The organism is Neobacillus mesonae, assembly GCF_023715155.1.
Classification (GTDB): Bacteria; Bacillota; Bacilli; order Bacillales; family Cytobacillaceae; genus Neobacillus; species Neobacillus mesonae_A.
In genome coordinates this window covers 77,986-96,396 of the sequence record NZ_JAMBNQ010000015.1, presented here as the reverse complement: position 1 = coordinate 96,396, position 18,411 = coordinate 77,986, and the positions used below count along the sequence as shown (strand labels likewise).

Below are 18,411 nucleotides of genomic sequence, written 5' to 3'. Positions count from 1 at the left end.
AAAAATAAACAAACAATAAATCAATTATAAAAGTTTTATAAATTACAACGACATTCCTTTGAATGTACTATTTTATTTTCTGGCTGCCCATCTTTCACTTTCAAAACGACTGGACCACAATTGGATCCAGCCTGGATTTATATAAATCTATCCTTTGGAATAACATTTTGCAGGCTTATTGGAAATAATTAAATGGACATATTCAACCATTACAATATTTTGATGTATCCTTTAGTCCCATCTCCAAAAATCAGTTGCTCTTCTTTTATCATTTTGGCATCATGTTTTACTCCGGCAACTGCTGGTAAGTCATATTCTCGTGCGGTAACTGCTCCATGGATCCTTAGTGGTGTTTAACACTTAATGAATCAATCAATGGTGTCAGCTGGGTTCTGTAAAGGATGCGACTAATATATACGAGTTAATCATTTTATGGTCTAAAGCCGGAATAATATGGATTCAGAACTGAAATTGGGAATATTTATTTTGGAGTTACAATTTTTGTACACCCAAAAAACTCCACCGAAATCACCACCCACAAACTCCTCTTCACTTCAACTTTTTTCGATTTTACGAATCCATCTAAAATAAGTAAGCAAAGTTGCCAGTAAAATTGGGTCGAGGATTAGTGATAATCGAAATTTCCACCAGCCATAATGAAAATATCCCCAAGTCTCTGGCAGTAAGGCTAAATTTTCATATACAATAATAAAAAGAATCCAAAGAGCTAGATAACACAATTTTTTTAACCAAGGATACCAATTTAATATCATGACATTTACTGGTGGAATAAGTAATGAGTAAGCACAGAGATTTTTCCAATCAATTCCTTTTTCAAAATACCAATAACCTTCATAGATTTGATCAATATATACATCAAAGAAGGATAACAAAACCATTGTAAATGTCCAAATATGAACAACTTGATTTTTTGTAAGGTGTTTTTTCATTTTGAATGTAATTGAATTAAATAAGATAATAGAAGAAATAAATAAGACCATATGGGCAACACCTTTTCTAGAAAATTCCCCATTTATCATGCTGTTACTCTAAACCCTTAATCTTTTATCTTTAATTTATAAATATTTCAAGTATACCCACATATCATGCGAGTCATGACGGCTGATATAAATACAAGAAAAATCTCATTAGCTTTTTTGTTCCCGGATAGTCAAACAAAAAACAATAAAAACGCACCTTGCTTGGAAATGAGGCACATATTTGCAGAAAAACTGTTTCCAAGTACACAAGTATTATGCTCTCCCCTTTGCGAAAAACCAGACGCAAAATAAACGCACTATAAATAACGAGATACATATTGTGATCCAAGAAATATACCATTCCCAGTGTATGTATCTGATGAGGTCGGTGTATTTTTCGATAATGACCTCAACGATTGTTAACACCGAACTAAATCCAGCATAATAACCATATTGAAAAAGAAGACGTCGATTATTGGGATACCATACACTAAAGGCGGCACAAACGACTGGAAAGGCAAGATACTCAAACGTGAAACTCGCTCGATTGATCGAAGCAAATAACCGAATTGGGTACTCAAGAAGTCCCAACTCTACGACTACTAATCCTATTAGAAAAGTAATAACTTGGTTGAACAAAAAGGCCGCTGCTGCAAGTCGAATTTTATTTTTTGGAATAAAGAAAAGAATACCTGCTGCCACTATGTACACCGATAATAAGATCCACCATTCCATTCTCATAAGTTTTCCCTCAATCCATATGAACCATGGCTTTCTCTTTAAAGAACCAATTACAGCAGATTTGACTCACATAAGCGAGAAACCCTATGTATATCCACATCCAATACCACGTCATGAATTTATATTCTAATAAATCTGTATACCTCTCAATGACACTATCAAACAACGTGATGGCAGAGACCCAAACAAAAAAGTATATAAATTTAGACCATATTCTGCTATTTATTCTCCTATGGACGTAATATATAGAAAACAATACGGGGTAAAAAATATAATTGATTGTAATGGTCAGCTCTGTCGCTTTTGGTAATATCCGTACAGGGGCACTTAACAAGCCATATTTAAAAGAAGGCATATCACAGAGCCAAATAATTGCTTGAAACATTAAGTATGCCAAGATCCCCTTGCGACGGTCTTTGCGTGGAATAAACAAAATAAAGCCAGCAATGCCAAATAGCCACATTATTATCAGAATTAAATGCTCTATTAACATGCTTCAGAGACACTCCCTAGTAAGATAGTGAATATGATTATTCACCATAAAAGTATTTTCTATTTTCTCCAATCATATTCAATAATGGGCTGTGACACTCTCCACCTTTACAGTTAAAATTTTATGTTTACCTAAAAAAGCAGGGCCTATTCGAAATACTCTATCGGTATCCAAAGATTTATCGAAATAGGCTCTCGACATAAAAAATAAAATCAACATCTTTACCGGGGAAGATAAGTTGATATAAAAAGGAGCACAACATATATTTAGACACCAAGGTCATACTATTGGTTTGCAATTGTAATACTGAGGGTAAGCTATTTTGAAAAATAAGGATAGAACATTCTTAATGTAAGACCAAGCAGGGCTTTTTGGAATTTTTACATGGGCTTAAATGGAGATGTGAAAGATGATGTTTTAAGTTTTGAACTGAGTAGAATTTAATCTTTCGTTACTTATATTTCGATCATTTTAACCTGCCCCGTCCTTGTAAAATAATGTGCGGCCACTAATTGTTAAAGATTATGTACTTGGTTAAAAGCATAAAGTACAGAAAAGCGAGATTGCGGGCAAGTGTTGAAGGAAGCAATGTATAGGAAAAGCTTGGTTTTAGTCACCGAATGTTGAATATAAGAAAGAATTTATACTAGGATTTGTTTAACTAAGAAGTGCTTTTTGTTCAATAACAAAAATGATAAAAACCAAAAATATGCAAGTTTTACTTATTTCATACATATTTTCGTCTCTTTTCATTTGGCTGTTTTCGTAAACTATGTTGTTATGCCAAGAAAAGCGGTGGTTTATTCTATTAGCGGACTCTGCGAAAAAGCTGGATTACAGGATAGCCCCCTTGGAAGTAAAAAATAAGCGGAAGTTTTCCCGTTATTTGCAAAATTAAGAGCTTAAATAGTAAAAAATAAGCGGAGTTTTTTCCGTTATTCAATGAAAAGCACCCGATTTTAGCAGTTTAAAATCAAATAAGGGAAATTCCTCCGTCTATTTCAGCTAATTAACATCCAATTTCCTAAATAAGGGGAATTTCTATTTTTTGAACGAATCTTAAAAAGGGAGCAAAAAGCAACAATCTTTTAGAAAAGAGCCTTTCATTTAAAGGTTATAAGGATTGGCATTGCTATATCCATTTGGATTGCTGCACATTATTGAGAAAGAGCATAAGGCTCTTAATTATTCCGTCCCTTTATTTACAGGTAATATAATTTCAACAGTGGTCCCTTGCATATCACTGCAAAAATGTACAGTTCCTTTATGATTTTCAATAATTTGTTTAGAAAGCATAATTCCTAATCCTGTACCATTTTCTTTTGTTGTAAAGAATGGTTCCCCTATGCGTTTCAAAACATGTTGTGGAATTCCTGGTCCTGAATCCTTAATCAGTATTTGGATTTTTTCCAAACCATCACTTTTTAACTCAATTTTAATTGAACCCTCGTTTTTAATTGCTTCAATCGCATTTTTCAAAAAATTAATCAATACTTGTTTCAATTGATTTCTATCACCATTAATAAAAGGGGTATTTCGGAAAGATGAGTTAAACTCTATTTCGATGTTATTAACAATTGCTTGCGTATCAATTAATGTTTTTACTTCTTCAACTAAGGAATGTAATTCGATTGATTCAAAATTAATATCTTTTGGTTTTGCAAGAGCCAAGAGCTCAGTTAAAATAAGATCAATTCTATCGATTTCCGACTGTATAATTTCAAAGTAAGATTGCCTTTCTTTCAATTCTGATTCCAGCAGTTGTAAAAATCCTTTTATTGCTGTAAGAGGATTTCTTACCTCATGTGCGATTCCAGCAGCAAGTTGTCCAACTATGTTTAATTTTTCAGCTTGTAAAAGAAGTTTTTGAGTCTTTTTAGTTTCTGTTCGATCCCTTATATAAACGTAATTTGCATGTTCTTCTAGAAAGACTGTTGGAATTCCTTTCAATTCTACATCAATTACCTTCCCATCCAAGCGAATAAACTTATATTCTAGAAAGTCCGCTATATTTCCATCCGAAATACTTTTTGCTCGGTTTATAGCAATTTGATGATAATCTCGATGAATGAAGTCTAGTATTGATTTATTAAGAATATCTTCTTCTTTTAAACCACCAAATAGTTGAATTCCCGTTTGATTAATGAATTGGATTTTTAAATCTTTAACAATTATAACCGCATCCGGTAAATGTTCTATTATTTCCCGAAATGCTTTTTTACGGCTTCTAAGGACTTCTTCATTATTCTTTTGCTCCGTAATATCTCTAATGACACAAACCATTTCCACAATATTCCGCGTAACAGGGTCAATTACCGGTTTACAAAGAATCTCTGCCCAAACAAAGGAGCCGTCTTTTTTAGGAAGTCTATAAGTGTTTCTTCCGTTTTGCTGTTCCGAAAAGACCCAGTTAAAATCCTGCATAGCCCCTTCAATATCATTTATGAAAAATAGAGTTTTGAGGTGCTGCCCGATCATTTCTTCAGGATCAAACCCCAAAATACTTTTACAAGCAGGGGATATATACTGGATTTCACCTAGAACATTAACACTTAGAATGATATCCAGTACATTTTTTGTTAAAGAACGGTGGATTTCCTCTATTTTTCGGACCTCTTTGTTTTTTCTTTTTAGTTCAGTAATATCCTTAATAACCCCAGATACTCCAACAACCTGTTCGTCAAATATTAGCGGAAGAAACATAACATTTATATCAAGAATTTGATTGAATTTGTTTATAATTTTACTATCAAAGTTTTCAAAGTGACCAAGAACAGATTTATGAAAATAATTTAGAACCTTATTTAAATCTTTAATTGGTATAAGTGTTTGAAGTTTCATTTGAAGAGCTTCATCAACGGAATATACCAAAAGTTTTTCAAATGCAGTGTTTACTTGAACAAAATTGCCCTCCAAATCTAAAACAAAAATGGCATCGACGTTCTCTTTTATTATTGAATTACATTGTCCGTTACTTTCAAGCAAATATTTATTTAATAACAATTTTCTTTTATATTTAACTTCCTCAATATAGCTGCTCATATCTCTTTTCAGTCCTTTCCCTGATAATAAGAAAGTCAAGATGGAACAAATAACCCATCTTGACTTTTGACCAACTCAAATATTTTGTCTTGTCCATTCATCCATACGTTCAAAATATAAACATGAGCATTATCTTTTAAAGGGATTAAGTCCAATTCACCTAGTTAATCTTATAAATAGTGGAAATATAAGCAAAAGTATCCATTATTTATCTTAAATCTATTTTAAATCTATTTGATGGAACTTTCAACATTTTCTAAAAAAGATAAAAAGTGATTTATTTCATCCAGGTAACTTAAGGAAATTGAGGGTTTAATGATAATAGTTGCGCCGAAGTTATACTTGGAAAAAAGGATAAGCAATGAAATGGAATGCATATTTATTTTGTTTTAACATTTTGATTTAATCTATTCATTTGTTGATTCATTAATTTATCAAGGGTTTGACTTAGTTTAATAGTTTCTGGCGAGGTAAAACCTTTTGACATTCCTGCTGAAATCATGTTTTTTCTTACAGTTGCAATATTTTTCAGTATATTAGTGCTTATCATTTCAATAACTCCTTATTTTTTCCGATGTCTAGGGCCATTTTACCAACAGAAAGCGCATTCAACGTTAACTATTTTGTCATCAAATTTCGACAAATACTTTGTTTAAGTTAAAATCTTTATAATGATGATATTTTCGAACTTTTCTAAGTAGATTTCCTCTTATTATCACTCTCTCCGCTACTTTCTACTATAAAGTTGCTACCTTTTTAAAATCCCCCCATTGATAAAAAATTATTTTCTATCTATTTTTCTATTAGTGGCAAAAAAAATACAAGATGGTTTTTTCCATCTTGTTTTTTTTATTATGATGATAAAAATTCATTTAAAGCAGATTTATTTTGATTAAGGTTAATACTTAACACAGCACCAACATTATCAAATCGTTCATTTGTAAAAGAACCATTAACAGGGACACGCATTGTTTGCATTTTATTAGATTCATTAGTGAGCAAATCTTTCCCTAAAGATAATAAAGTCGGCGTATCCAAATTGGTATCAACATAAGGGTCGATAACCCCCAATATTTTAGGGAGTTTTAAAATACTCCCTAGACTCAAGGCTTGATCCTTCAACTTTCCAATAATCTCCTGTTGTCTTTGAACTCTGCCGAAATCGCTTAGTCGATCATGGCGAAAACGTACATAGCCCAACAACTTATCCCCATGTAAAGTTTGCTTTCCAGGATCTAATGTAGTTCCAATTCCATACGACATTTCATATGGAACATCCACTTTGATTCCATCTGGGGCAATTATATCTGTAATTTTAGAGAATCCTTTAAAATCAACAACAGCATAATAGTTTACATCAATATCAAAGTTTTCTTTAATAGTTTTTCTAAGAAGCTCTGGTCCGCCATACGCATAGGCTGCATTTATTTTCTGTTTACCATGTCCAGGAATATTAACATAAGTGTCCCTCATAATGGAAACCAGCTTAGCTTGGTGAGTCTCTTGATCATAATGGGCTATCATGATCGAATCCGTTCTTGCATGATCTTCTCCACGAGTATCACTTCCCAAAAGAAGCACATTTATTTTACCAAATTTAACATCTTCTCCGTGAAAGGAAGCTGCTTGTTTCTCATCATCTTTAAATTTTCCATCCTTAGCTAGGGAAACACCTTGTTTATATTGATAAGCAGCGTATACGGCTGCACTTCCTATAATAAAAACGAATAATAAAAGGAACGACTTTATCAATCTATGTTTCTTTCTTCTACGCATTCTTTCCATTATGCACCTCCACTATAGTTATTAAGTATCAAAATTCATGTTAATTTTAAATTGTTTATAAAAAGGTGTAAAGCCATAAGGATAGATTAGTATTTTTGAACAAAGGTCATTTTCAAAAAAGCTATTAAATTTATTTAAAAAGAGAATTCATTCTTTTTCTACAGAGTCATCCTTAGCTTTAAATGACTTTCTTTTTGGACTTTACGTAGTTTTCTTGATAAATTCTGTTAGCTCTTCACATGCAGGACATATTGTAAAATTTATTCCTAGAATTGCACTTTTAAAGGATTCCATATTCTCCAATTTTTTAGGTCGCTTATTTCTAAAGTAAAAATCAATTAAAACAAAAAAGGCGATCTTCCAACTGGAAGTTTCGCCAATACTCTTTTGCTATAACACTCCCCAAACAAATAAGTAATAAACCCCAAAGACCAGAAAGATTAGAATTAGAGAAAAGGATAAGTAAATTACTGTAAGTTTGGAATATTTAAATGTTTGATTACTAATTTGATTTCCTTTCGTGAAATACGTAATACTAGTAATAATTAATGCAATTACCCCTACAATTATTGAGGCTAACCCGATGAATCTTGCTAATATATCTGCCATAATGACTTTTGCCGTAAGTGTAGTAAAATGGAGGTTTGTTATTAAAAATCCCACCCCCATAATCGTTATACTTGTTCTAACCCAAGCAAGATAGGTCCTCTCATTAGCTAAATGCTGCTGTATATATTTCGAGTCATTTGTTTGCGGCTTTATAGGAAAATCGCCAGCTTGCTTTTTACCATCATCCATACTTTATACCTCAGTATTCTAAATTCAGTATTCATTAGTAAATCCCTTCATTCTTCGAACAATCAAATTCTTATATGTCTTATCAGCATCAATCTGCCTATTCATAATACTTATTTTAGTAATAACCAAATGATCATATCAGTTAAATAAAGAGCCTTTTACCCCATCGACGATGGCTTTTTTAAAGAGTACAGAATCATAACTCTGAAAAATTCCGTAGAGATTCATAAAAACACCATATATATATTTTGGTTCATAATAATGGTGGAAGATGGGGACTCTTTCGTAAAAAGACTGATGAAAAATCTGATTAAAATAGCCTCGAATTTATTAAATTTCATTAAAAATCAGCTGAATCTACCTGGCACATTCATTTCAATCAGCTTTTCTTCCGCCTAATTCATATCATTCCAAATCTTGGATTAAATATTATAAACTAATGAGTTTCTTCTTTACTACTACCGAAATCAAGGTCGGTTTAGCAAAAGTTTATTTCCACCAGCAATTGATTATTTCAGGGTTACACCTTTTGTACAACAAAGTTAATTTCCGAAATCCCCCTCACCAATCCCCATTCTACCGTTCCGGTTAAATTAAGGCTTTCTGACTGACCACTCATTTTGGATCTTTTTTGATTCAAAAATGGCTGTTTTCCCGTATTTTTTTATGCCTTTTTCGTTTTTTAAATAAACCTTCCGAAAGCTGGTTAAGGGAAAAAATCAAGATGAAACCAGTCTGGAAAATGGATTAAGCATGAAACAGCCCTGAAATCAGAAAAGTATTTTTTCACAACATCAGGGCTGAAATCGGAAATATTTATTTTGGTCCGGAAATGTTTATTTTTGGGCTGCACCTTTAATATCAATTGCACAACGCACTCCACATGTCCAGAATGTATGCGGCAACACATGAGGTGTTGAAGGGTTATAGGATATTGCAAAGAATGTCCTTTTTACTCGAATGTTAGGTGATGGGAGAATTAATATAGTAATCTAGCTTTTTAGTAGTGAAAATATTAGTATTTTAAAATGGAGATACTATTAATTATCATTCTAATATAAATAATTTTGGTATCGCTTTCAAAATAATGAATAGATTCAATGTAAGCTATTAGCGGATTTTATAGGAATTTTTAGGATTTTGTAAAACGATTCTTGTTTACTATATTCTTCCAAGTAGTAATAATAAAAGAGTATCACTATTCCAAAGGGGGAGTTCCATGTTTGGACGAAAATCAATAATCACAGTTCTTACAACAAGCATGCTTTTATCAGCAGGGGTTGTATATGCTCAAACCAACATTGCAGTAAACGCACAATCCGTAACAGCTTTTGACAACAAAGTTATAAAAAAAATCAGTGCAGATAATATGTATAATACCATTAAGTATCTATCAACTGTGCCAAGGGAAGCTGGTACAGCGGGAGAGGTTCGTGGGGTTGAGTACATAGAGAGCCAGTTTAAAAGCTTAGGCCTCGAAACTAGAAGAATACCATTCCCAATCTATGATTATAAGACACTCAAACAGCAGGCAATTGTAGATGGAGCCGATTTAAATGGACATGCTTTTAGCGGAAGTGGAAGCGGAAATGTAACGGCAGAGCTCGTTAATGTTGGAAAAGCTTTAGCTGGCACGGTTACCGATGATGTGAAAGGGAAAATTGCCTTGGTGGAACGCGGTGATATAACATTTGTTGAAAAAGTACAAAATGTGGCAGCTAAAGGCGCGGTTGGGGTACTTATGTACAACACCGGTACCGGAAATAACTTCGGACAAGCAAATGGTGAGGTTCCTGCTGTAGCCATTACTCGTGCACAAGGTCTTGAATTGGTCGAAAAATTAAAGAACGGTCCAGTTACAGCTACATTAGATGTCGATATCGAAAGAATCGAGAAAACATCCTATGTGGTTGAGGCTAAATTAAAGCCAAACAAGAACAAGGACACTGGGCAGATCGTTACGATTGGTGCACACCATGACTCCGTTGCTAATGGTCCAGGAGCAAATGACGATGCTTCCGGAGTTTCAGCTGTATTGGAGCTCGCAAGAATTTTTGTCAATACTCCGATTGATACAGAAGTCCGTTTCCTGACTTTCGGTTCTGAAGAAAGAGGGATGGTGGGCTCATCCTTTTATGTATCACAGCTTCCACAATCTGATATAGACCGCATGGTTGCCCACTTCCAAATGGATATGATTGGCGGGGCGGAAGCTGGAGAAGATCATCCATTAGGTGGACTGATCATGTACACAATTGACGGTCAGAAAAATCTTGTTACCGACTTAGGAGCGTCAGCCACATCGAGATTGTATGATGTTGCAGTACCGTATGGACAGTTAGGAAGAAGTGACCATCAGCCATTCCATGACGTTGGCATTCCTTCTGCTCTATTTATTCATTCACCGGTTGAACCTCAGTATCACAAGCCAACAGATACGATTGAACATATCAGTAAAGAAAAGCTGCAACAAGCTGCATCAACCGTTGGAGCAGCAGCCTATCAAATTATTCGCCCGGATACACCTGCACTTGATCGAGCACATGTGGCCCCAGCAATAGTGAACTACGATTTCGAAAACCGTGCAGTAGATTAATAAAGAAATAGTAAAAACGCTAGAATCGACAAAGATTCTAGCGTTTTTACTATATGCTAAAATACAACTAAAATTGATCTTAATCTTTTTACTATTGACAAATATCAATCCACCTAGTATCTTCCATATCACTAACCCCACTGTAATGAAAGCATCAGGGAAGATTAAGTCCAGTTATCCGCATCTACAAAAAACAAGGTTAACCTTATCCAGGCTGGATACTGCCAATATTGTAAAAGCCTTTTTCGTTTTCGTATATTAGATAAAACAGACACAAGTCCAAACTATCTACAGGAATAATTTAACAGTATATAGCATTTTGAACAGAAAATAGCTGATTATACTCACTATTACAATCACAAACGAATGAAGGCAAAATGAAAAAACGTGAGTTCCAAAGAATACCGAACTCACGTCGTTCTAAAAGTTGCATAAAAATATTGGTCTAACTTTATTGGGTCAGATCAGGGTTAGTTGCCTTCTTTTAAAATGAGTTGCACTATACACTCCACATGTGTCGAGTGTATGTGGCAACACACGAGATGTAGGTGGGTTTAACTAATGAATAAATTATTGTATATAATCCGCTTATTAATGATTGGTGCATTTTGCACTATCGCACCCGTTACTTTTAAGTACATTACATCACAAATACACTAAAAGTGTTATTGTCAAATCACTTATTGTGTTATGCACCGTTCAATTAGCCTTTTACCTATTTAGAACAAAAAAGATGGCTACTTATTAAAAACACGCCCCAATTGAAAATGTAGTATAGAAATATTAAATTAAATAAATTGGTTTTGAGTTTATATAATCAATAACCGAAGTTTCTAAAATATAACTAATAAGCATTTTTAACTGTAGAATTCAATTTGGTTTTCAATCTTTGCTATATTAAGAGACCGATTTAGTACAATTACAAGTACACACGTAAAAAGTAAAAGACCGCAAATCATAAAAATAACTCCAATCCATCCAAAATGGCTTAAAAATACCCCTCCTGACCAGCCGATTAAACTGGAGCCAGTGTAATAGAACAATAGGTATAAAGATGATGCGTATGCTTTTGTATTAGGTTGTGAAACTATGCCTATCCAGCCGCTTGCTATACTATGCCCTGCTAAGAATCCCGATGCAAACAGAATTAATCCTAGAATGAGAATAAAGATATTACTTGATAATGTCATTAAAGAACCGATAAGAGCCATGATAAGAGCCCAACTCATTAAACGAGAACGTGAATGCCTTTCTGAAAGTTTTCCAAAAAAATAAGAACCCCATGAACCCGCCAATTGAAAAACAAATAAAAACCCAATCGCTGTTTGACTTAAATGATATGGCGGTTTCGATAGTGGAAAACCAATATAATTAAATAACGCCACATAGACACCGAGTAACAAAAAACCCAACCCATAAATGTAAAATAAGTTTTTACTTTTTAGTCCACTTGATATTCCCGAAACCCAGTTACCAAATGAAAGGTCTGTTTTTTTGAAGTTTTTGGATTCAGGCAAATAAATCCAGAACAAAATACTGCATAATAAACTAATTAATCCCAAAGCTAAAATAGCTATATTCCATGAGAAAAAATCCGTTAATGTACTAACAATTACCCTCCCAAAAAATCCTCCAAAAGCACATCCGCTAACATATATCCCCATGATTCTTCCAACATGCAATGGAGAAATCTCTTCGCTTAAATACGTCATAGCGATTGCGGGGAATCCACTCATAACAATTCCTTGTAATATTCGTAAAAAAATCAGAGTTTCAAAATTGGGACTAAAAGCAGATAAAATACCCAACAGTGATGATAAAAGTAAAGAAATACTCATAATTTTTTTCCGTCCCCAAGCATTTGAAAAAACTGTAACAAACAGCATGCTGATTGCAAGAGCAAACGTTGCAAAAGAAATTGTTAAACTTGCAGTCGATGGAGATATTGTAAATTCCTTTGAAAATGTTTGAATTAATGTTTGTGGACTGTACAAAATGGCAAATGTCACCGTACTTCCTAACAGCATACTTAGGAATGTCCGTCGATATGCAGGGGTGCCATATTCAATATATTGCATGAAATCCTCTCCTCATTTTTATCTTTATATTAGTGTAAACCTTGAATGGTATAACGTAAATTGCATTATAATCATTAAGATGATACCTTTTTGTTATCGACAAAACGGAAAGAGGTTGTATAAAAATGGAATGGCAACAACTTGAATATTTTCGTGTAGTTGCGAAAATAGAACACTTTAGAAAATCGGCGGAGCATTTGGCAATATCTCAGCCTGCCCTTAGCCGTTCTATTAATAAATTAGAAAAAGAACTTGGAGTCACTTTGTTTGACCGTACTGGACATTCCGTACAGCTAAATAAGTTTGGACAAATTTTCCTGAAACGAGTTGAAAGTGGGTTAAACGAAATTTCAATTGGCATAAAAGAGATTAATCAGTTAAAAAATCCATACACTGGTACTGTTTCTCTTTCCTTTCTGCAAACATTGGGATTAACGATTTTGCCTGAAATTATCAGCAAATTTTATAATCAATATCCTCATGTGGAAATTCAACTCTATCAGAACAAAATATTAAATAGCATTCAAATGCTTCTCAACAGAGAAGTAGATTTGTGCCTGATAAGCTCTTTTAAAACATATCCCAATATTATATGGCATCCGTTATTGAATGAGGAGTTGTTTTTATATGTACCTGCTAATCATCGGCTTGCAGAAAGGTCTTCTGTCTCTCTTAGCGAGTTATCTGAAGAAAAGTTTATCGGTTTTAAGGAAGGATTAGGAATGAGGAAAGTCATTAACAACTTTTGTGAAAAAGCAGGGTTTACCCCAGTAATAAAATTTGAAGGAGAAGACGTTCCTACTTTGGCTGGTCTTGTTTCATCGGGGCTTGGAGTTACCATTATACCTGCATTTCATGGGATCAGCTCGAAAAAAATCAAACAAATTTCAATTTCTGAACCATATTGCCACCGTGAAATAGGGTTAGCTTGGTTAATTGAAAATGCGTTGTCACCATCAGCAGAGTTATTTCGAAACTATGTAATAGAAATGTTTTAGTTACTCATTTCTCCCAACTATTTAGGAATCTTTATTCCACTAACCTGCCCGTTACTTTAATAAGTGTCCCACAATAATGGATAATATTTATGCATGTACATGAATAGTATGAGTTATTATTTCTTTAAACAATTGCGGGCGAATCGGATTTATCCTCCGCCTCAAAGCATTCATAGCTAATTACCTTAAACAAAAAAGAAGCCCTTCACACCAACCAGTTTGAAGGACTTCTTACTTGGTAGCTTATATAAGCCACTGCACTTTATGTTAATTCATTATAGCCATTTTATGGCTATATTTTTGCAAATTACTCATTTAAGCCCTTCAACCATTCTAGGTTAAAACTTCCTCTAAAGTAAATTCATAATAATAAAATGTTGCATGCTTTTTCTGAAAAGGTTTTATTAAAGTCATAATATATGAGATAAAGCCCCAATAGGGTCAGAGCTGCTATCTCTGTCAAAACGCTGTCGTCCCATTAGTTCCGACATAAAAAGAATTATTAAAAAGAATAACCGTGGGAAATGCCCTTAAGTCACGCTAAATAAGAGGTCAGGTGAGCTGAGCCAATGCGACAAAGAAAATCAACACTAGCAATCATTAGTCAAGATCTTTCTGCTGTTTGGAACGGATTGCTGGAGAGGGAGCGGGAACGGCTCCTTGCAAGTAACGGTTCGGTGGAGTTTCGATTGGTTACGGCCAATGGTGCTTGTCACGATATATGCGGGCGAAACTGCGTATGCTTATAAGGCAAATGACAAGATGAAGAAATTCAGGTATTAAACAGCAGCATCATCCGGGTTCCCAGCTTTGCACTAAAGTATATACCCCTTGATAAATACCCACTTCCTCTGTCCCTAGAATACAAGAATCACTGTATTTCTGGGGATAGTGGAGGGGTATTTTAATAGTCAGTAACCCGCATAACCTAAAAGTATATATCCTCCCAACCTACTTCGAAGGATACTACACTATATGAAAATACGAATGACAAACAAAAAACACTCCTACAATTCAGAGTGCCATCGGTAGAACAAGTAATTTACATATTTGCCGCCATAACTTAACCAGTAGTCATTTAAAATCCTCCAAATAAAGCGTTTTAAGATAGATAACAATTGATAACTTAGTAGGTAAAACTATTTAGTTCCATCTCTCTAGTAATAAATTACATCAAAGAAAGCCATTGAGTAATCCACTTAATAATTTCCTCTTGAAAAAAATCCTTAAATGGTTATGTTACTTCCTACGGTGGATGAACTACCGAAAAAATTCATTTACAGGAGGAACAAACTTCATGAAAACAACTGTCAAAACCCCTTCACATAAAATCCGCAACAATACAGATAAGGCAATCAATCGCCTTAAACAAAGGGGACTTGCATCATGACTACAAATCATTCCCACCATATCCAGAAACTCCGTCAAACTGTTCAAACAGGAAGCTTATCGCCTTTTATATTCAATAGCTTCCTAGAATATCAGAAACAAAGGAGGGAACAAAATGGGTCAAAAACAAGATAAGGTTCCCTTCCCCGGCACAAAAAAGGGAATTATACGGGTGTTTATCAAACGAACCACACAAGAAGACTCCGCACAGCTGCACTTCCACTTCCACGATGAGGAGCTAGGGCAGGACTAAACGTATAAAACACACCTCTGCCCGTCAAAGCTGATGGGACGGAGGTGTAAGAAATGAAGAAACGTGTGAGATTACAGACCGCTCCACAAACCAATACGGCAACGAACCTTTGGCTTCAGCATTTAATCAGCCGCATGGTTGTGGAGCAATTGCAGCTGCCGCCCCGCTTAAAAGCGAAGCTGTTGTACGAAACGTTATCAAAACAAGAATGGGGTGAATGAAATGGAACAGAGAAAGCTCCATGTATTCTTCCGGCGTGTAAGCACTGTTAATCAGGATTTAGAAATGCAGATCACAGCAGATGCGCCATTTCGAGAAAAGCTGCTGCCGGAAGAAATACATGTGATTGATGAATTTGCAGTATCAGCAAACAAAAAAAGCACAGAAGAAAGACCTGAGATGTTAAAACTTATCTCGTTAATTAAACAAGACAAGGTGAGCACAGTCTATGCATTTGACCGAACGCGTTTATTCCGAAACTACTACGACGGCATGGAGTTCCAGGACATCTGCAGAAAGCATGGCGTCAGCCTCGTGTATACCTCAAGTGGGCAAGGGCATGTAAAAGCTACGGATAGCACATTTTTAGAAGGCGTCCTTTTGATGTTTAGCAATATTGAAGGTCAGAACATCGCCCGAAGGACGAATGAAGTGCAAAGAAGATGTCCGCCTAAAAAACTTGGATACACAAAGGTTTCGGAAACAAAGCAATATGTGAAAAGCCTGGACAATAGAGAGACAGTACATTCGTACTTCGATGCGCTTCAAAATGTCCTTACAGTTGAGGACCTATCTTAAAGATATTTCGAAAGAGATTCAGCCGTACCGATGAACAGCTCCTTAAAGTGTCCCAGGACCCATTCTATGCTAGCTATGATCTACACCAAGGAGAAGTTCATCTTCCCTATGTAGAGTCATATCTCACCCTGGAGGAGTTTAAGAATCTGCAGTCTAAGCTAGAGCCTTTGCGTAACGAATATGTAGAGCAGATTCAGCAGTAAAAAAAACAAAATGTAATAGAACCTTTGTGCGGTTACTGTCATCAGCCTATGCGCTACCGTATCAATAAGCTAAATGGCACTGCATACTATTCCTGTTCTCGAAAACATCCAGAAGTATGTATCTCAATTGCAGATATGCAAGGTTCCATTAAAACTGCCCTTACCGAAATCATCAACAAATTAGACGGTAAATTGATGCTTAAACAGTCACAGCAGCAAATCAAACAAATTCGTCAAACTGTTGATAAAGAACTGCAATCTATGGAAAGGGAAATAGAAGGAATTAGACGTGAACTGCTCTATCAAGAAGATTATCAAAGTAATTGGAATCAGCATCCGAAGTACAAAAAAATAACTCAGCTACAAGAAGAGAAGAACAAACTTTTACAAGATTTGCATGAACGTGAGCAGTCATTACAAGAGAACAAACAGATCGCAATGCAGCTCAACAAGTATTTATCAGAATATCTTGAGGAGAACAGTAGTTTATTAGCCTTTATGTTTATAGAACATATTTTTCTTTACAGAGATATCGTTGATTTTGAGGTAGCGAAATTTGATTATCTACAGGATATTAACGACGAACTAACTTATTTGGGAGGAGAGGCAATTTGAGAACAGAATTTGGCTATATTAGACGATCGTCATATAAACAGCTGGAGAACAACAGCGTAGAGCTTCAGAAAACTCGCATCAGGGAGTTTGCGAATAGGAAAGGGCTGATTGTTCCTGACGAATTCCTCTTCATTGAGGATGCCACAAGTGCCTTTTCTAAAAGGGCCAGCCAACGAAAGGAACTGATGCGGCTGAAACACAGAATGATAGAAAGCAATGTTTCGTGCGTCATTTTTAGTGAAATATCGCGAATGGATCGTACCGCATATACCTTTGTTCAAGACTTCTATCTGCCACTATCAAGACATATGACGGATTTAGAGGTTTTTACCACAGATGCAGACGACTCTTGGGATCCAAATAACCCACAGGTGCAGCTGGCACTCCTGTTATTCCGTCAGGAGTCTGAAATTAAGTCAGAACGCGCGCTAGGATGTCTCATGAGCGTTCTGGAAAACGAAACAGTCAAACGTCCCGGCTCCTCCGTTCCCTACGGGTAGACCAGAAGAATAAACAACTGGTGCCTAATAACGAGGCTGATGTTGTAACATTCATCTTCTTTCTCCATAGCTGGGGAATCTCTATGAACAAGATTGCCTCCACATTAAATGAAGCATCTATTCCTTCACCTAACGGCGGCATTTGGAGAACCAGCACAATTGAGAATATACTCAAAAATCCAGCCTATACTGGACAAATTGTGTGGGAGATTCGGAAAGGCAAGAAAAAGGACACATACACCTTTGACCATTCGCATGAAGCATTGGTGGACCGCTTTCTTCTGCACCTTATTAACACAAATCTGAAGCTGCAGAAGGAGTATGGACGCTTAGAGACACCGTTCCTGTTTTTGAATAAGCTGAATTGCCAGCAGTGCCATAGTACCTTAGAAACGCAGAATGGATCTACAAAACGGAACGGAAAGAAGTACCTGTATCAAGATTATGTCTGCAAGTGCTGCGGCTACAAACTGGATATGAATGAAGTCCATTCATCCCTCTTCCCACAAGTACTGCGGCACGTAAAAGACATGACTGCGAGCGAACAAGTAAAAGAAAGATCGGTGCACTATCTCTCAGCTATTGAGCAAGTTCTAGAAGAATCTATTTCCAATTGCGAAAGCGACCTTGACAAATTGAATCGTAAAGGTTGTATTGCAAGAGAACAAAATGACCGGGAGTTTGAGTTTCTTGTGATGGACGAGCAAAAACAAGTCTTCCGCTTGAAGAACTCCTACGAGCATAGTCAGGATGTTCTCGCGGACCTGCATGAAGCCATCCAGTCAGAGATGTTCTTCACACGCTTCGACCACCTGCTTGAAAGCCAACTGGACAATGCAGAGATGCGTTTAATCATTTTGTATTTCGTAGATGAAGTTCAGGTTGCGCCGCAACGACCAGCCCGAATTATTTTTCAGGAGAATCCACTCGATCACCTTGTGTCTTCTCCCAATGGATAGATTCCAGAACAATTTGTACAAGCCTTCGGATGAACTGCCGAACAAAACCTGCAGCCTCACCGCTAATGAGGATACTGCTTAAATGAATCCCTTGTTATCAAGGGATTTTCAAAGAAGCTGTTCGGTAGTTTATCCGTAATGGTATACCAATATGGATAAATAACAGAAAAACATTCTTAGTAT

16 protein-coding genes and 2 pseudogenes are annotated in these 18,411 nt (G+C 35.6%); 9 read left to right on the top strand and 9 right to left on the bottom strand.

What is annotated here, in order from left to right:
* Window positions 1-209: 209 nt before the first annotated feature.
* The 8 genes and pseudogenes from M3183_RS14155 to M3183_RS14125 form a co-directional block, all read right to left on the bottom strand.
* Window positions 210-347 (bottom strand): annotated as a pseudogene (locus tag M3183_RS14155) (PEP-utilizing enzyme); the annotation flags it as partial.
* A gap of 207 nt (window positions 348-554) precedes the next feature.
* Complete coding sequence (locus M3183_RS14150) at window positions 555-1,040, bottom strand: hypothetical protein (protein ID WP_251470713.1); 486 nt, start codon at window positions 1,038-1,040, stop codon at window positions 555-557.
* 213 nt (window positions 1,041-1,253) lie between these two features.
* Window positions 1,254-1,721: a CBO0543 family protein gene (locus tag M3183_RS14145; RefSeq protein WP_251470712.1), complete on the bottom strand. Its 468-nt coding sequence runs from the start codon at window positions 1,719-1,721 to the stop codon at window positions 1,254-1,256.
* Between the two features lie 10 nt (window positions 1,722-1,731).
* A complete protein-coding gene (locus M3183_RS27140) occupies window positions 1,732-2,184 on the bottom strand; it encodes a CBO0543 family protein (protein ID WP_285879833.1) in 453 nt (150 codons plus the stop codon).
* Between the two features lie 1,215 nt (window positions 2,185-3,399).
* The gene (locus M3183_RS14140) at window positions 3,400-5,295 is read right to left on the bottom strand and encodes a PAS domain S-box protein (RefSeq protein ID WP_251470711.1); all 1,896 of its coding nucleotides are present in this window, start codon (window positions 5,293-5,295) and stop codon (window positions 3,400-3,402) included.
* 340 nt (window positions 5,296-5,635) lie between these two features.
* Complete coding sequence (locus tag M3183_RS14135) at window positions 5,636-5,806, bottom strand: aspartyl-phosphate phosphatase Spo0E family protein (RefSeq protein ID WP_251470710.1); 171 nt, start codon at window positions 5,804-5,806, stop codon at window positions 5,636-5,638.
* Between the two features lie 302 nt (window positions 5,807-6,108).
* Window positions 6,109-7,032: an LCP family protein gene (locus M3183_RS14130; RefSeq protein ID WP_396953724.1), complete on the bottom strand. Its 924-nt coding sequence runs from the start codon at window positions 7,030-7,032 to the stop codon at window positions 6,109-6,111.
* Between the two features lie 399 nt (window positions 7,033-7,431).
* A complete protein-coding gene (locus M3183_RS14125) occupies window positions 7,432-7,839 on the bottom strand; it encodes a YidH family protein (protein ID WP_251470707.1) in 408 nt (135 codons plus the stop codon).
* Window positions 7,840-9,058: 1,219 nt separating this feature from the next.
* Between M3183_RS14125 and M3183_RS14120 the strand changes: the two genes are divergently transcribed.
* Together M3183_RS14120 and M3183_RS27450 are read left to right on the top strand one after the other, a co-directional pair.
* A complete protein-coding gene (locus M3183_RS14120) occupies window positions 9,059-10,435 on the top strand; it encodes a M28 family peptidase (RefSeq protein WP_251470705.1) in 1,377 nt (458 codons plus the stop codon).
* 318 nt (window positions 10,436-10,753) lie between these two features.
* A pseudogene (locus M3183_RS27450) lies at window positions 10,754-10,816 on the top strand (IS3 family transposase); the annotation flags it as partial.
* Between the two features lie 476 nt (window positions 10,817-11,292).
* Here M3183_RS27450 and M3183_RS14115 read toward each other — a convergent pair.
* Window positions 11,293-12,462 carry an MFS transporter gene (locus M3183_RS14115; protein WP_285879831.1) on the bottom strand — a complete coding sequence of 390 codons (1,170 nt, stop codon included), beginning with the start codon at window positions 12,460-12,462 and terminating at the stop codon, window positions 11,293-11,295.
* 176 nt (window positions 12,463-12,638) lie between these two features.
* Here M3183_RS14115 and M3183_RS14110 point away from each other — a divergent pair, with 176 nt between their 5' ends.
* From M3183_RS14110 to M3183_RS14080, 7 genes are all read left to right on the top strand, one after another.
* Complete coding sequence (locus M3183_RS14110) at window positions 12,639-13,511, top strand: LysR family transcriptional regulator (protein WP_251470703.1); 873 nt, start codon at window positions 12,639-12,641, stop codon at window positions 13,509-13,511.
* A 1,504-nt stretch (window positions 13,512-15,015) separates the two neighbouring features.
* Window positions 15,016-15,153: a hypothetical protein gene (locus M3183_RS14105; RefSeq protein ID WP_251470702.1), complete on the top strand. Its 138-nt coding sequence runs from the start codon at window positions 15,016-15,018 to the stop codon at window positions 15,151-15,153.
* Window positions 15,154-15,206: 53 nt separating this feature from the next.
* Window positions 15,207-15,374: a hypothetical protein gene (locus tag M3183_RS14100; protein WP_251470701.1), complete on the top strand. Its 168-nt coding sequence runs from the start codon at window positions 15,207-15,209 to the stop codon at window positions 15,372-15,374.
* Between the two features lies 1 nt (window position 15,375).
* Window positions 15,376-15,951 (top strand): recombinase family protein, encoded by a 576-nt coding sequence (locus M3183_RS14095; RefSeq protein WP_251470700.1) that lies wholly within the window; start codon window positions 15,376-15,378, stop codon window positions 15,949-15,951.
* Between the two features lie 251 nt (window positions 15,952-16,202).
* On the top strand, window positions 16,203-16,769 hold the full coding sequence (locus M3183_RS14090; protein WP_251470699.1) for a hypothetical protein: 567 nt from the start codon (window positions 16,203-16,205) through the stop codon (window positions 16,767-16,769).
* Entirely contained in the window at window positions 16,766-17,269 is a 504-nt protein-coding gene (locus tag M3183_RS14085; protein WP_251470696.1) for a recombinase family protein, read from the top strand. Before M3183_RS14090 ends, M3183_RS14085 begins: the two co-directional genes overlap by 4 nt.
* Window positions 17,203-18,228: a recombinase family protein gene (locus M3183_RS14080; RefSeq protein WP_285879805.1), complete on the top strand. Its 1,026-nt coding sequence runs from the start codon at window positions 17,203-17,205 to the stop codon at window positions 18,226-18,228. Before M3183_RS14085 ends, M3183_RS14080 begins: the two co-directional genes overlap by 67 nt.
* Window positions 18,229-18,411 lie beyond the last annotated feature (183 nt).

Excerpts from the sequence above, each read along its gene's own strand:
- M3183_RS14100 (WP_251470701.1), top strand. The coding sequence starts at position 15,207 with ATGAAGAAACGTGTGAGATTACAGACCGCTCCACAAACCAATACGGCA.
- M3183_RS14105 (WP_251470702.1), top strand. The coding sequence starts at position 15,016 with ATGGGTCAAAAACAAGATAAGGTTCCCTTCCCCGGCACAAAAAAGGGA.
- M3183_RS14135 (WP_251470710.1), bottom strand. The coding sequence starts at position 5,806 with ATGATAAGCACTAATATACTGAAAAATATTGCAACTGTAAGAAAAAAC.
- M3183_RS14115 (WP_285879831.1), bottom strand. The coding sequence starts at position 12,462 with ATGCTGTTAGGAAGTACGGTGACATTTGCCATTTTGTACAGTCCACAA.
- M3183_RS14130 (WP_396953724.1), bottom strand. The coding sequence starts at position 7,032 with ATGCGTAGAAGAAAGAAACATAGATTGATAAAGTCGTTCCTTTTATTA.
- M3183_RS14145 (WP_251470712.1), bottom strand. The coding sequence starts at position 1,721 with ATGAGAATGGAATGGTGGATCTTATTATCGGTGTACATAGTGGCAGCA.
- M3183_RS14150 (WP_251470713.1), bottom strand. The coding sequence starts at position 1,040 with ATGATAAATGGGGAATTTTCTAGAAAAGGTGTTGCCCATATGGTCTTA.
- M3183_RS14090 (WP_251470699.1), top strand. The coding sequence starts at position 16,203 with ATGCGCTACCGTATCAATAAGCTAAATGGCACTGCATACTATTCCTGT.
- M3183_RS14125 (WP_251470707.1), bottom strand. The coding sequence starts at position 7,839 with ATGGATGATGGTAAAAAGCAAGCTGGCGATTTTCCTATAAAGCCGCAA.
- M3183_RS14080 (WP_285879805.1), top strand. The coding sequence starts at position 17,203 with ATGTCTCATGAGCGTTCTGGAAAACGAAACAGTCAAACGTCCCGGCTC.
- M3183_RS27140 (WP_285879833.1), bottom strand. The coding sequence starts at position 2,184 with ATGTGGCTATTTGGCATTGCTGGCTTTATTTTGTTTATTCCACGCAAA.
- M3183_RS14120 (WP_251470705.1), top strand. The coding sequence starts at position 9,059 with ATGTTTGGACGAAAATCAATAATCACAGTTCTTACAACAAGCATGCTT.
- M3183_RS14110 (WP_251470703.1), top strand. The coding sequence starts at position 12,639 with ATGGAATGGCAACAACTTGAATATTTTCGTGTAGTTGCGAAAATAGAA.
- M3183_RS14095 (WP_251470700.1), top strand. The coding sequence starts at position 15,376 with ATGGAACAGAGAAAGCTCCATGTATTCTTCCGGCGTGTAAGCACTGTT.